Annotated in this window: 16 protein-coding genes; 13 read left to right on the top strand and 3 right to left on the bottom strand. The window is 33.6% G+C overall.

Annotated features, from left to right (window positions below; all coding sequences use genetic code 11):
- Positions 1–136 precede the first annotated feature (136 nt).
- A complete protein-coding gene (locus tag BR65_RS05020; protein WP_023178503.1) occupies positions 137–532 on the bottom strand; it encodes a hypothetical protein in 396 nt (131 codons plus the stop codon).
- Positions 533–1,121: 589 nt separating this feature from the next.
- Between BR65_RS05020 and BR65_RS05010 the strand changes: the two genes are divergently transcribed.
- The 8 genes from BR65_RS05010 (at position 1,122) to BR65_RS04980 (ending at position 5,862) form a co-directional block, all read left to right on the top strand.
- Complete coding sequence (locus BR65_RS05010; protein ID WP_034537092.1) at positions 1,122–1,418, top strand: PadR family transcriptional regulator; 297 nt, start codon at positions 1,122–1,124, stop codon at positions 1,416–1,418.
- 13 nt (positions 1,419–1,431) lie between these two features.
- Positions 1,432–2,043 carry a DUF2812 domain-containing protein gene (locus tag BR65_RS05005; protein ID WP_034537090.1) on the top strand — a complete coding sequence of 204 codons (612 nt, stop codon included), beginning with the start codon at positions 1,432–1,434 and terminating at the stop codon, positions 2,041–2,043.
- Positions 2,044–2,307: 264 nt separating this feature from the next.
- A complete protein-coding gene (locus BR65_RS13965; protein ID WP_169741893.1) occupies positions 2,308–2,463 on the top strand; it encodes a hypothetical protein in 156 nt (51 codons plus the stop codon).
- A gap of 22 nt (positions 2,464–2,485) precedes the next feature.
- Positions 2,486–2,872 (top strand): hypothetical protein, encoded by a 387-nt coding sequence (locus BR65_RS05000; protein WP_034537089.1) that lies wholly within the window; start codon positions 2,486–2,488, stop codon positions 2,870–2,872.
- A gap of 96 nt (positions 2,873–2,968) precedes the next feature.
- Complete coding sequence (locus BR65_RS04995; RefSeq protein ID WP_034537087.1) at positions 2,969–3,160, top strand: hypothetical protein; 192 nt, start codon at positions 2,969–2,971, stop codon at positions 3,158–3,160.
- A 392-nt stretch (positions 3,161–3,552) separates the two neighbouring features.
- On the top strand, positions 3,553–4,635 hold the full coding sequence (locus BR65_RS04990; protein ID WP_034537085.1) for a S66 family peptidase: 1,083 nt from the start codon (positions 3,553–3,555) through the stop codon (positions 4,633–4,635).
- Between the two features lie 109 nt (positions 4,636–4,744).
- Positions 4,745–5,464 (top strand): pseudouridine synthase, encoded by a 720-nt coding sequence (locus tag BR65_RS04985; RefSeq protein WP_034537084.1) that lies wholly within the window; start codon positions 4,745–4,747, stop codon positions 5,462–5,464.
- A gap of 116 nt (positions 5,465–5,580) precedes the next feature.
- Entirely contained in the window at positions 5,581–5,862 is a 282-nt protein-coding gene (locus BR65_RS04980) for a DUF503 domain-containing protein (RefSeq protein ID WP_034537082.1), read from the top strand.
- A 48-nt stretch (positions 5,863–5,910) separates the two neighbouring features.
- On the opposite strand, the gene BR65_RS04975 is transcribed toward BR65_RS04980, so the two are convergent.
- Complete coding sequence (locus BR65_RS04975; RefSeq protein ID WP_034537080.1) at positions 5,911–6,750, bottom strand: glycosyltransferase family 8 protein; 840 nt, start codon at positions 6,748–6,750, stop codon at positions 5,911–5,913.
- A 268-nt stretch (positions 6,751–7,018) separates the two neighbouring features.
- On the opposite strand from BR65_RS04975, the gene BR65_RS04970 reads away from it, so the two are divergent.
- From BR65_RS04970 to BR65_RS04955, 4 genes are all read left to right on the top strand, one after another.
- Positions 7,019–7,441 carry a VOC family protein gene (locus tag BR65_RS04970; RefSeq protein WP_034537079.1) on the top strand — a complete coding sequence of 141 codons (423 nt, stop codon included), beginning with the start codon at positions 7,019–7,021 and terminating at the stop codon, positions 7,439–7,441.
- A 117-nt stretch (positions 7,442–7,558) separates the two neighbouring features.
- Positions 7,559–8,125: a hypothetical protein gene (locus tag BR65_RS04965; RefSeq protein WP_034537078.1), complete on the top strand. Its 567-nt coding sequence runs from the start codon at positions 7,559–7,561 to the stop codon at positions 8,123–8,125.
- Positions 8,126–8,167: 42 nt separating this feature from the next.
- On the top strand, positions 8,168–8,596 hold the full coding sequence (locus tag BR65_RS04960; protein ID WP_023178481.1) for a DUF1801 domain-containing protein: 429 nt from the start codon (positions 8,168–8,170) through the stop codon (positions 8,594–8,596).
- Between the two features lie 60 nt (positions 8,597–8,656).
- Positions 8,657–9,526 carry a DegV family protein gene (locus BR65_RS04955; RefSeq protein WP_034537076.1) on the top strand — a complete coding sequence of 290 codons (870 nt, stop codon included), beginning with the start codon at positions 8,657–8,659 and terminating at the stop codon, positions 9,524–9,526.
- A 49-nt stretch (positions 9,527–9,575) separates the two neighbouring features.
- Here BR65_RS04955 and BR65_RS04950 read toward each other — a convergent pair whose 3' ends face one another.
- Positions 9,576–10,925 carry an MATE family efflux transporter gene (locus BR65_RS04950; protein ID WP_081901353.1) on the bottom strand — a complete coding sequence of 450 codons (1,350 nt, stop codon included), beginning with the start codon at positions 10,923–10,925 and terminating at the stop codon, positions 9,576–9,578.
- A 228-nt stretch (positions 10,926–11,153) separates the two neighbouring features.
- Here BR65_RS04950 and BR65_RS04945 point away from each other — a divergent pair, with 228 nt between their 5' ends.
- The gene (locus BR65_RS04945; RefSeq protein ID WP_034537075.1) at positions 11,154–12,389 is read left to right on the top strand and encodes a mechanosensitive ion channel; all 1,236 of its coding nucleotides are present in this window, start codon (positions 11,154–11,156) and stop codon (positions 12,387–12,389) included.
- Positions 12,390–12,461: the final 72 nt, after the last annotated feature.

Here is a 12,461-nt window from a genome sequence, read left to right as displayed (position 1 = left end):
TGTAATAGTGTTATACGAAAGAGTGAGCTTCAAAAATGTCGTCACTTTTACGTCAAAGGAGCAATCACGAAAGAGTGAACATAAAAAGGTCTCACGCTTTCGTAAGGTTTTAGAATTAGACGAGAATCAGCTAATTTTATTTTCTAATATGAACGATAGCAGTCAAACTTAAGTAGAATCCAGTTGTTAACTCTACAAAAAAAGTGCCATAGAGATGTAAAGTTGCATAAATTGAATAGCTATATCCGATGTGAAAACCTGCCAAAAGTACAATTAATATCACTGTCCAGATAATCGAGATCCATTTGGTAAATGTATCTGATTTATCCGAGTATACCGTTAAACGATAAGCAATCATCGCCATAGCAAAACCAACTAAAACCCAGCTTAAACTAATGAACCAAAATGCTTGTATATTATAGGTTCGAGCAGTAAAAGTTAAAGCATAGTTGATGAACATGGGAATGAAAACAATCGTGAATGCAGGAAAGAGCAGAACAAGTAAAGGATTTAGAAGTTGTCTTTTTTTCATAGGTGTACCTCCGTTTTTTTAAAAGTTAGTATATAATGAATCAATTCGTTAATCCTTATTTGTCATATGTATAAGTTTAAAGAAAGACACTTTAAAGAATAATCTTAGCGAAGGTTATTAAATCGATGATTAATCCCACAGAAAATAAGAATAGCAAAAAATATCTAACAAATAAGTAAAAATCAGGATAGTCTTCTTTATTTTGCTTCAAATCATAAAGACCTGTTGCAACTGCAAAAATAAAAATAAGTGGATTGACGTCACTCTCGTAATTACCGGATAAATAGATGTATGTAATATAGATGTTGATAAGAGTAAGAAAAAAAGTTCTTCGTTTATAATTTTCCACCTTTTTGAATTTCCCTCCTTCTGAGGCTGTGTGGGTAAATAACATTAGTAGTTTTTCAATTTTTTGAATAAGCTAATTATCTCTTATTTTTACCTAAAATAATAGAACGTATTCATTTACAATTAGCAACTAGTGGTTGCAGGTAATTATTATATATCGTTCAACTATATAGTTGATATGTACAGTCGGACGATATATACTATTCATATTCAGTTGAACTGTATATGAAGGAGTAGAAAAATGAAAAGACATAAGCTATTACCATTAAGTGAAACTATGCATCTTATATTACTCGCGTTAAGAGAACCGCTACACGGGTATGCTATTATGCAAAAAATAGAAGAGATGAGTTCTGGCAATGTGAGGATAGCTGCTGGAACATTGTATGGTGCTTTAGATAATTTGGTGAAACAAGATTGGATCGAACCTTATCCATCTGAAGATCCTAGACGTAAAATTTATCTTATTACGCCACATGGTTTAGGAATTCTTGAAATTGAAAAAAAACGACTAGAGGAAATGATTCGCTTATATTAGGGAGGATAGAAAAATGAAAAAAATACGTATATTTTTGGATATTGAAAAAGAATTGGATTGGTTGAAAGAAATGGACTTAAAGGGATGGGAATGTACAAACGTCAATGCTTTAGGTGTTTTTTCTTTTAGCAAAAAGGATAGCATTACGAAACATTATCAAATTGACTTTCAGGAGTTTCCACGTAAGAGTAAGTTTGAAGACTATGTAAAATTTCACGAAGAATTTAATTGGAAATTAATTGGTGGATCATGGACGAGCGGTAAGTATTATTGGCAAAGTAACGCGACTGATAACGAAAGTCTTTTTTCTGATAACTCATCTGAGAGGCATTTTTATCGTAGGGCACTTAATCAATACCTATCTTTAACAGTAGTATTTACTGTACTCTACTTTATTGTGAACCACAGTATAGATATCTCTATTGTTAATTGGCGTGATGCTTTTTATACTCCAGGTTTGTGGGAAACATCGGGTAGCTTATTTTTGAAGAAGTTTTTATTTGAATTACCATTTGCTTGTATGCGTTTAGGATTTCACCTAATTATTTTAGTACTTGCGGTGTATAATTTAGTTATTATGACAAAAATCCAAAGTAAATTAAGTGAATTAAATAAAAAACTATAAATAAACTTAGCCCCATATTTTTGAATAAACTAAATGAGCAGAGGTTCATGAAATGGAAAAAGTAATGGCCTATCATTCAAAGGAATAGTTTTTCGATTTTATGAAGAACAAATTTAAAATAGTAGCTATAAACCCCATAATGATAGTAATGCAACTACTAGTTGCTACGATGTAAACTAGCACGTTCTTTCATATAAGAGCCTTTTCATAGATAATTTAAAGAGTAATAAGCTTTTTATGGAATGTTCTATGGGGGAGTTTAAGATGAAGAAAATTACGAAATCTACTACTTATCAATTATTATCTACAGTCGTTTTTGGCATTGCGATTTTTGCAATAGTACATCAGAAAATTGCCTTAGGGTATGTACTAATTTTTATTGGATACTGTTTGCTTCGAAAATCTGATTTTGAAAAATAAAAGATTTCTTAAGGAGAAAAAAATGAAAAAAATGCTAATTATTCCTTTTTGTTTAGTTATTTTGATGGGCTGTGGAATTAAAAAAGACACAAATATTCAAGAAATTGATCCTGTGTCATCCATCGAACCAATTTCGGATCGGCCAGGAGAGGTAACTGTGGTGAGTGAAGTTTCGGAACTAACTTATGCTATTTTTAATTCGGTTAGTTCAATAGCTAAAGCTGAAATATATGAAGATGGAGATAAATTAACAATTTCATTTACAGATACAGCTCTACTTGAAGAAACAGAAGATAAGTCTACACCGCTATATTATAAAGTTGAAGTTGATCCAGAATATCAGCATGAATATTTGATCGTATTAGTTAATGGCGAAGATGCTGTGTTAAATAGCCTTATATTACAATAAACAGTTAGAAATAAATAGAGTTAAGGTACTTTTACATAAAGATGGAATGTTTTTTAAGATAGCAGGATAAACATATTTATCTAGGAGAGTAGACGTATGACAATAAGAAAAAAGAAATTCCTAGCACTTTTTATATGGATGGTAATAATTTTTGCATTTGATAGTTTAAGCAATCATTATTCGCTTTTAAATCCTCTACGGCCCTTTGGTTTTCCTATTTTTTTAATGGGAGTTATGTTTACAAAAGATTACATAAATAAGAAAGAGCTAAAGGAGAAGAAATTATGAATAACAAATTTGAACGGACAATGTTAAGGTTGATAATTTGGGTAGGGATAATTGGAGCTATAGTGATGGTATTGCTTGGGCTACTTGGCATTATGATGTGGTTTGCAGCTTAGATTTGCTATTGAAATTATTCGTATAAGGAACTTAATGTATAATTAAAAAAGGCGTATACTACAGACCTAGTATACGTCCTTTTTTAGCAGGAAATAGTATCTAAAATAAACAAATACATATAGAGTTGAAATGTAGACCAATTAGTTGGTTAGATTAATTCAATACGAAGAAGTTAAAAAAGTTATCTAATGAATAATTAGGCTAATGGTAAAAAATTTTGGTATATTGTTAAAGTAGATAGTAAACATAATGTAGATGAATAAAAAGGGAGCTAAAGTATGATTAAACCGTTTGCTTTAAAAAATGGAGATAGAGTAGCTATCGTCAGTCTATCAAGAGGGATTTTAGGTGAAGAAACTTGTGCACACCAACTAGAATTGGGTGAAAAACGTTTGGAATCACTAGGACTGAAACCTGTCTTTATGCCGAATGCGCTTAAAGGATTAGACTACCTTAGTGACCATCCTGAAGCACGAGCACAAGATTTAAAAGATGCTTTTCAAGATCCAACGATTAAAGGAATAATAGCAGCAATTGGAGGCGATGATACTTATCGTTTGCTGCCTTATTTATTGGAGGATGAAAATTTTATAACCAATGTACAAGAAAACCCTAAATTATTTACCGGATTTTCTGATACGACAATAAACCATTTAATGTTTTATAAATTAGGAATGGTTTCCTTTTATGGCCCTAGTTTTATTACGGATATCGCTGAATTAGCTAATGGGTTGCTGCCTTACACAAAAGAGTTTTTACAAGGTTATCTAGAAGGGTATGAACAGCGAGAAATTCGTTCTAGCAGGTTATGGTATGAAGAACGCACCGATTTTTCTAAGCAAGCCTTAGGACAAGATCGTATGCAGCATGATGAAACGCACGGTTATGAAGTTTTACAAGGAACAGGAATAGTTTCAGGCACATTACTTGGTGGTTGCGTAGAAAGTCTTTATGATATATTGGTTGGAGAGCGTTACCCAGATGAAGCAGAGATTTGTAAAAAATATCAATTATTTCCTTCATTAAATGAATGGGAAGGGAAAATAGTATTTTTAGAAACAAGTGAAGAAAAACCAGCTCCTGATATATTAAAAAAAATGTTGGAAACATTAAAGGAAACAGGTATTTTTTCTGTTGTTAATGGTCTGATCATTGGGAAACCCCAAGACGAAGTTTATTACGAAGAATATAAAACCATTTACTCAGAAGTGATTGATGATGTGGAATTGCCAATTTTATATAATGTTAATTTTGGTCACGCGTACCCTAGATGTGCTTTGCCTTATGGGACAAAAGCGACAATTGATTTAGATGAAAAAATGATTTTTATAGATGAATCACCTTTTCAAACTGTTGAATAAACAAAACGGCTAAAAAGTACAGTATTGAAGCTAAGATTGACAAATTAAAGAATTATACCGTATTCTAGAACTATAAAAAAGTGGAGCGTTACGAAGAAGGAGCTAGAGGATGCGGTTAGATAAATTATTGTTTGAAACAGGATTTGGTTCACGTCGAACAGTAAAACGATTGATTAAAAGCAAGCAAGTTGAAGTGAATGGAAAAACCATACTGGTTGATAATTTGAATGTGGACCCAGAACTCCAAGAAGTGAAAGTAGCTGGAGAACGAATCCACTATCAACCCCATGTCTATTATATGTTGCATAAGCCAAATGGTGTAGTAAGTGCCGTAACAGATGATAACAATCAAACTGTTATCGATTTGATTGATCCTTCTCAACGTGTTGCGGGATTGTTTCCAGTAGGGCGTTTAGATAAAGATACAGAGGGATTATTGTTGCTGACAAATAATGGTCAACTAGGGTATCAATTGTTGATTCCTAAAAAAGAAGTCACAAAAAGTTATGAAGCGATTGTAAACGAAAGGGTCACAAGTGAAGACAAAGCAGCATTTGCAAAAGGAATTGTTTTTGATGGAGGCATAAAATGCAAGCCAGCTAAACTAACCATACTAAGTAGTAGCAATAATGAAAGTAGAGTGTTGTTAGAGATCAGTGAAGGCAAATTTCATCAAGTAAAGAAAATGTTTTTATCGGTAGGAAAAAAGGTCACTTATCTTAAGAGATTGTCGATGGGGCCGTTAGAACTCGATGAAACATTACCTGTAGGATCTTATCGACCTTTGCATTTAGAAGAACTAACAGCATTAAGACCGTATTTCAAATGAGATTTTAGTCTAGTTTGGACAAACAAGCTCGATTCAACACCAGTTTGTCCACTTTTAGAATAATTTTAACTAAATCACTTACTTTCAGAATAAAACGGGTTTAAAGGAGATGAATTATGGTTATCTTAGGCATGAAAGTATCATTTCTCATTTACAATTCCTACTCTTTAAAAGATAAGCGCAGTGTGATAAAAAGTATCATAAAAAAAACGCATAACAAATTCAACGTGAGTATCTCTGAAGTTGGTGCTCATGATACGTTAAACCAAGGAGTACTAGGGATTGCCGTTGTGAGCAATAATCGCAAACTGTGCCAACAGACATTAGACCTAGTTTTGAAAGAAATCGAAGACAATGGTGAAGTAGAGATTCACTCCATTGAACGAGAAGAACTGTAAAAAAATAAACCAGAGAAGCCATTAGAGCTTGTCTGGTTTATTTTTTATTTAGTCTTCTTCCATTGGAAACGGTGTTTCTGCTCGTACGTTTAAGTACTCATCACGGAAAGGATGGTCTGACTCACTTTGCCATGGTTTGACATGTCCACTATAGTGAATCAAAGCTGGTTCATTACGTGCTTCAGTGTATTCTAGATTACCAATTTTTGTTGGGTGTTTTTTTTCCTTCGTAATGATATAGGCTTGAGCATTCCATCTAGGATGGAGCACCAACCAGCGGTCATGTAAAATAGCATTCAATGCATCTTGGTCATGGAATCTTAACTCATCTGAATTTTCAGTAGCAAATTTTAATACTTGCTCCGATATTTTTTCTGCTCGCCATTTTTCAATATCAATAATCATCATACCAGAATTGAAGTAAGTATTTGATTCGGCATCAATTTCCATTGCATCTAAACGTGCATGGAACCCAGCATCTTCAACAGCTGCTAACAAGTTATCGCCTAAATCGATATTCCAGATGTCCTCGATATCTTCTTTAGCAATAATATCGCAATCTAAATAAATGACTCGCTTGATATCTGTGTGTTTAAAATAATTAGGAATCGCAATTCTAAAGTAAGCTGTTGTAGGTATCCGATCACTTTCTACCATATCCTCAAATTTAACTGTATCAATCTGCAAATAACTGATTGAAGCATTGTACTCATTTATCATACGGTTTAAACTATCTTTAGAAGTTAATGAAATATTGTCATCAATAACATAAAAGTTAACTTTTGTTTCGTCTTTTTTAGTTTTTAAAATAGATAAGAATAATGTAGCTAAGTGAGGAACAAAGCCATCATCTGTAGCTGAAACAATTGTAATTTCTGGATCAATCATGTTGGTTTTCTCCTTCTATATACAAAATGACTAAATAACTGTCTTTTTTTGTACTGGTTGATGTGTAATAAGTGACTTAATCATAATCTTTTGCTAGTAAAGAATCAAACAAAAAGCCTAAAGGCGTATTTTGGATAATTAAAAATAAATAAGCTATTTTGAAAACGAGTGTGTGGTAAAAGAGTTTGAATGCTAGTATACTGATGGTGAAAATGATTAAAGCGTATAACAAAAAGAAGTTTTTTTACATAAAAAGGAGGTGTGGATAATGGCTGTTGGAGTACAATCAATTTTTATAAATTTACCGGTTAAGGATCTAACAAAGTCTATTGAATTTTTCAAAGCACTTGGTTTTGATTTTGATGAACAGTTTAAAGACGATAAGGGAGCAAGCCTGATTATCACCGAATCCATTTACGTAATGCTGCTTACTGAAGAATTTTTCTCTAGTTTTACCCACCAAAAAATTACGGACACATCAATAGAAAATGAAGTGATCACTGCTTTACAGGTTGAATCAAAAGATGCAGTAGATGAACTAGTAAACAAAGCAATTGAAAATGGCGCAGAAGACAAGACAACGAAATTGAGTGAAGAAGAAGAGGCTATGATGTATTACCGTCGCTTTAAAGATTTAGATGGACACTTATGGGAAGTCATGTATATGGATATGAGTGCAATGGGAGCCTAAAGTTTTGGGTAAAGACATGAGAACGATGTTTCTTATGTCCTTTTTGTCTATTTTACGAATAGATTTAAATAAGGTAGAATAAGAGTAACCAATAGTAAAAATATAGGAGTTTGAATAATGACAGAATTACATAGCATGCTGATTAAAGGGAAGCCTCAAACAGATTTAGAAAAAGGTTTGCTAGCTTATAAAAAAGAACAGTTGCTTCAAATCGCTGTGCAACAGCAACTATCCGTTAGAAAAAGTTACACAAAAATGAAGATTGTAGAACAATTAAAACCGGTTATTGTTAAACAGGCCGTAGATTTTTTTGCACAATTAGATGGTCATAAAAAGGAAAAACTAATTGATTTAGTAAAGGAATCAGCAACATCTGTCTCTAACGAAACAGTCATGCAGTTTCAATCGAGTATTGAATCAGGCTATGTATTTGCTTATTTAGCAAATGGTACAATAACGCTTATCTTGCCAAATGAACTTGTTTCTTCTATTAAACAAGATACAAAACCAGTTATAAATTATCCGCAAGCAGAAACGCAACCACTATTTTTAAGACAAATGAAAAATGCCCAAAAAATATATGGCACATATGACGTCCATCATTTGGTCTCAGTATGGAATTCTTATTTTGCTCCAACAATGACTATTGAAGAAGCGACGCAATTGATTGAAACCGTTCAGTAGAATGAACTAATGAAGTTAAAATGATTCATTGGGGGAGTTAGAATGGCTGAAAATAAAATGCAAGAAACAACAGAGAATGTGATGGACTTTGTAGAAAAAATCGAAGACGGTAACAAACGTCAAGATACGTATCGGTTGATTCAGTTATTTAATGAAGAAACAGGAAGTGCACCTAAAATGTGGGGAACAACTATTATCGGTTTTGGCCGTTACCATTATAAATATGCTAGTGGACATGAAGGGGATGCGGCTCCAGTTGGTTTTTCTCCTAGAAAAGCGCAGTTCAGTATTTACCTCTCACAACCTGATAATGAAAAAAGGGCTCTTCAGTTAACGAGATTAGGCAAACACAAAATGGGAAAAGGCTGTTTGTACATTAAAAAGTTAGCTGATATTGATGAATCCGTCCTAAAAGAACTAGTCCAGGATAGTGTAAGTTATATTAAAGAAACGTATCCGGACTCAAAATAACCAGAAGAGTAAGGAAAAGAAGGTCAATTTGGTAAATTTAATTAGATAAGGTGAGATAAAGTGACGAAATTAATTATTGATACAACCTGTGATCGCAATGTAGAAATGGAACAGCAATACGATTTTGAGGTTATTCCTCTTAGCATAACATTAGATGATAAAACTTATTTGGATGGTGAAGAAATCACTGTTGATGCTGTTTATGAAGCGATGCGAGCAGGAAAAGTACCAAAAACTTCTCAAATTTCATATGGATCCTTAACAAAAGTATTAGATAAAGGAATCCAAGAAAATGAAGATATGATTTATCTGTCTTTTTCATCAAAAATGTCTGGTACCTATCAATTTGCTTATCAGATTATTGAAGACTATAAAGAAAAGTACCCTGAGCGAAAAATTAAGTTGATTGATTCAAGGGGCGGAGCCGGTGGTGGAGCACTTATTGCGTTACAAGCATTAAAAATGATTGAGGCTGGAAGACCTTTTGAAGAGATCGTGCACCAAATGGAATGGAACATTGATCACGTCTTTTATCGATTCACACTAAGAGATCTTAATTGGCTGGTAAAAGGTGGGCGTGTTAATAAAACGACAGGTTACGTTGGAACAGCGTTGAATATTAAACCTTATTTGATTATCAATGATGGGTTTATCCAATTAAGCAAACTTGTTCGTGGAGAGAAAAAAATCTATAAAAAGTTGATTGAAGAGGTAAAGAATGGTGTAGGAGATTTTACTGATCAAACCATTGGCATTAGCCACGGGGATGATGAAGAGACCGCAAAAAAAATAGAAACCATGATTAAAGAAGCCTTACCAAATTGCCAAACTCAAGTCTTTAGGATTGGGGCAGTACTTGGTTCTCATATCGGAGTCGGTGGAATTGGGGTCTTTTATTTTGATGAAAGACCAGATTGGTACCAAAATTAAAAAAGAAAAAGGATGTGAGATAAAAAATCTCGCCCCTTTTTCTTTTGTTTTAAAGTACATGCTGTGAGCGTTTGAACTGACTCTTCAAGAAGATAAAAGTTACAATAAAGGCTAAAAATTCAGCTATTGGGACAGCTGAGTAGATGCCATAGAGTCCGAAAATAGGAGACAAAATAAGAACTAAAGGAATTAAAAAGATGATTTGACGGGCTAAATTTAAGAAGCTTGCCAACTGCACTTTTCCAACTGCTTGAAAGTAACTCGCCCAAACAATTTGGATTCCTACCAGTGGGAATGCAATGGTCCAGATTCGAATGGCTTTTATTCCCAATGAGACGACTTCTGGTTCTTGATTAAATAGGGAAATAACAAATACAGGGAAGAATTGAAAGAGAAGGAAACCTGTTGTGCTGATGATTCCGCCAATAATGCTTCCTGTTTTTAACGCTTCTTTTACACGATCTATACGTTCTGCTCCGGTATTGTAACTGATAATCGGTTGCAATCCTTGAACTAATCCGGAAACCATCATAATGATCAAAGTTGTTGCGCTTGTTATAATACCGGCAACTGAGATAGCAATATCTCCTCCGTAAGCCACTAAACTTGCGTTGATAACAATATTTAGTACACTATTCGCAATCTGTAACAAGAAAGCAGGTACGCCAGTAGTCAAAATGTCCTTTACGTATGCAGCTTTTAGTTTCATATTTTTAACAACCAATTGAATATTGGCTTTTGGCCCTAAGAAATAAACAAGCTGCCACACCATTGAAAGAAACTGACCTCCGATTGTAGCATAAGCTGCTCCTTTCATTCCCCAACCAAGCTGAACAATAAAGATGTAGTCAAAGACAATGTTGAAGCCGGCACCAATCATCATACTGATCATCGAATTACGCGGGTTTCCATCTGCTCTTGAGAAATTATTCAATGCCATAGCGACACTTTGGAAAACTGCTCCAAATAAAATAACACTTAAATAATCAGTAGCGTAGGGAAGAACAGCATTACTCGCACCAAGTATACGTAAAATAGGTTCAATAAAAATATTGCCCAAAATCATAAAAAGAAGTCCCGCAATAATAGCTAAAGTTACACCGTTACCTAAAAAAAACTTGGCCTTTTCATTTTCCTTTCTTCCTAAACTAATCGAGAAACGTGTGGATCCTCCAACACCAACCATTAATGCAAATGCAAGTAAGACTAAGGTGACAGGATAAGTAATGGAAACAGCTGCTAATCCTAATGAACCTAATTCGGGATCATTTCCAATAAATATGCGGTCCACAATATTGTAAATGGCATTAACCAACATTCCTATGATTGCAGGTATTGAAAATTCTACTAATAATTTAGGAATAGACTCTGTTTCAAGCCGATTTTTTTTAATAATCATACACCTCTTTTTATCTATTATAGTAGAAACGTTACTTGTTAAAATATAACAATGTTGTTTAGTGAAGTCAATGGTTAAAGCCTTATAGATACTGATAGAATAGGTATTCAAACTTGTTTTCTCAAGAAGTAATGAATTAGATAATGCATATTATTTTGTTAAAAAATAGACATCCGCTATACTAGTAATTGTAAAGCAAAACATTATAAAAAAGAGGAGATGTTAAGTATGAACAATGTATCAGATTCATTTAATTCGGGACTACATTCATTTTTTGATTTTCTGCCGACGCTACTAGGAGCTGTCTTGCTATTATTGCTAGCTTGGATTATCGCTACATTAGTTAAGAAAGCTGTTCAAAAAGGGTTGAAAGCAGCCGGATTTGGCAGACTATTAACCAAATGGGGTGTAACGAATTCACAAGAACAAGCCGACAAAACCATCGACTCCCTATCACAAGTCCTTTATTTCTTAGTATGGTTATTATTCTTACCTGGTATTTTAGGTATGTTGGGATTAGATGCGGTCGCTCGACCAATCTCTAATATGTTTGACACGGCGTTGAATTTCTTGCCTAACTTATTCGCTGCAGTAGTGATTATTGCTATTGGCGTATTCGTTGCTCGTTTTGTTAAAAATTTAGTTTACAATTTAGCTGTAACTTTAAATATCGATAAATGGGTATCGAAGTTTACAAGTTCTAGTTCAGAAAAACCAGCTACACCTTCTGCAGGACAAAAGAGTACAATGGCTAAAGTATTAGGAAACATTGTTTACATTGTTATCTTGATTCCAATCGTAACGATTGCTTTAGAAACATTAAATATTGATTCCATTTCTCGTCCAATCGTAGAAGTATTGAACCAAATTTTAGCTGCTATTCCAAATATTATTGTAGCGATCATCTTATTAGCTGTAGGAATCGTTATTGCTAAATTTGTTGGTGAAATGTTGACTGACTTACTTTCAAGCTCAGGTATCAATAATTTAACAAAATACGTTAAAAACTTAGGTAATATGAACTTTGACTTAGCTAAAATTATTGGTCAAATCGTTGCTGTAGTTATCGGCGTGTTCTTCCTAGTTGAAGCATTAAATGTCTTAAACTTAGAAGTCTTAAACACTATTGGTTCAGCAATCATCGCTTACTTGCCATTAGTCCTTAGTGCATTAGTTATTTTAGGAATCGGTGTTGTAGGTGGAACGGTACTTGGAGGATTCATTTCAAAATCAACTGGGAATAAATTTGCCGGCGAAACGTTGAAATACATTTTAATTGTTTTATCTGTCTTTATGGCATTAGATCAATTAAAATTTGCTACAAGTATTGTTAACTTAGCCTTTATCTTGATCTTAGGTGCTTTGTCTGTTGCCTTTGCTATTGCATTTGGTGTCGGTGGACGTGACTTTGCTAAAAGCCAATTGGCTAAATTAGATAAAAAAATGGATAAAGAAAATAAATAAACAAATAATCAAGGTCCTACTTTATAAGACCTTAATGAAAAAAGTCGGGCTTCTAACTTAAGAAGTCCGGCT

Source organism: Carnobacterium inhibens subsp. inhibens DSM 13024 (genome assembly GCF_000746825.1).
GTDB lineage: Bacteria > Bacillota > Bacilli > Lactobacillales > Carnobacteriaceae > Carnobacterium_B > Carnobacterium_B inhibens.
This window is presented reverse-complemented; position numbering and strand designations above follow the sequence as displayed.

Bases quoted from the DNA above. Each gene is read 5' to 3' on its own strand.
- BR65_RS04965 (WP_034537078.1), top strand. From the start codon at position 7,559: ATGACAGAATTACATAGCATGCTGATTAAAGGGAAGCCTCAAACAGAT.
- BR65_RS05020 (WP_023178503.1), bottom strand. From the start codon at position 532: ATGAAAAAAAGACAACTTCTAAATCCTTTACTTGTTCTGCTCTTTCCT.
- BR65_RS04995 (WP_034537087.1), top strand. From the start codon at position 2,969: ATGACAATAAGAAAAAAGAAATTCCTAGCACTTTTTATATGGATGGTA.
- BR65_RS13965 (WP_169741893.1), top strand. From the start codon at position 2,308: ATGAAGAAAATTACGAAATCTACTACTTATCAATTATTATCTACAGTC.
- BR65_RS04980 (WP_034537082.1), top strand. From the start codon at position 5,581: ATGGTTATCTTAGGCATGAAAGTATCATTTCTCATTTACAATTCCTAC.
- BR65_RS05005 (WP_034537090.1), top strand. From the start codon at position 1,432: ATGAAAAAAATACGTATATTTTTGGATATTGAAAAAGAATTGGATTGG.
- BR65_RS04975 (WP_034537080.1), bottom strand. From the start codon at position 6,750: ATGATTGATCCAGAAATTACAATTGTTTCAGCTACAGATGATGGCTTT.
- BR65_RS04945 (WP_034537075.1), top strand. From the start codon at position 11,154: ATGAACAATGTATCAGATTCATTTAATTCGGGACTACATTCATTTTTT.
- BR65_RS04960 (WP_023178481.1), top strand. From the start codon at position 8,168: ATGGCTGAAAATAAAATGCAAGAAACAACAGAGAATGTGATGGACTTT.
- BR65_RS04950 (WP_081901353.1), bottom strand. From the start codon at position 10,925: ATGATTATTAAAAAAAATCGGCTTGAAACAGAGTCTATTCCTAAATTA.
- BR65_RS05000 (WP_034537089.1), top strand. From the start codon at position 2,486: ATGAAAAAAATGCTAATTATTCCTTTTTGTTTAGTTATTTTGATGGGC.
- BR65_RS04985 (WP_034537084.1), top strand. From the start codon at position 4,745: ATGCGGTTAGATAAATTATTGTTTGAAACAGGATTTGGTTCACGTCGA.
- BR65_RS05010 (WP_034537092.1), top strand. From the start codon at position 1,122: ATGAAAAGACATAAGCTATTACCATTAAGTGAAACTATGCATCTTATA.
- BR65_RS04990 (WP_034537085.1), top strand. From the start codon at position 3,553: ATGATTAAACCGTTTGCTTTAAAAAATGGAGATAGAGTAGCTATCGTC.
- BR65_RS04970 (WP_034537079.1), top strand. From the start codon at position 7,019: ATGGCTGTTGGAGTACAATCAATTTTTATAAATTTACCGGTTAAGGAT.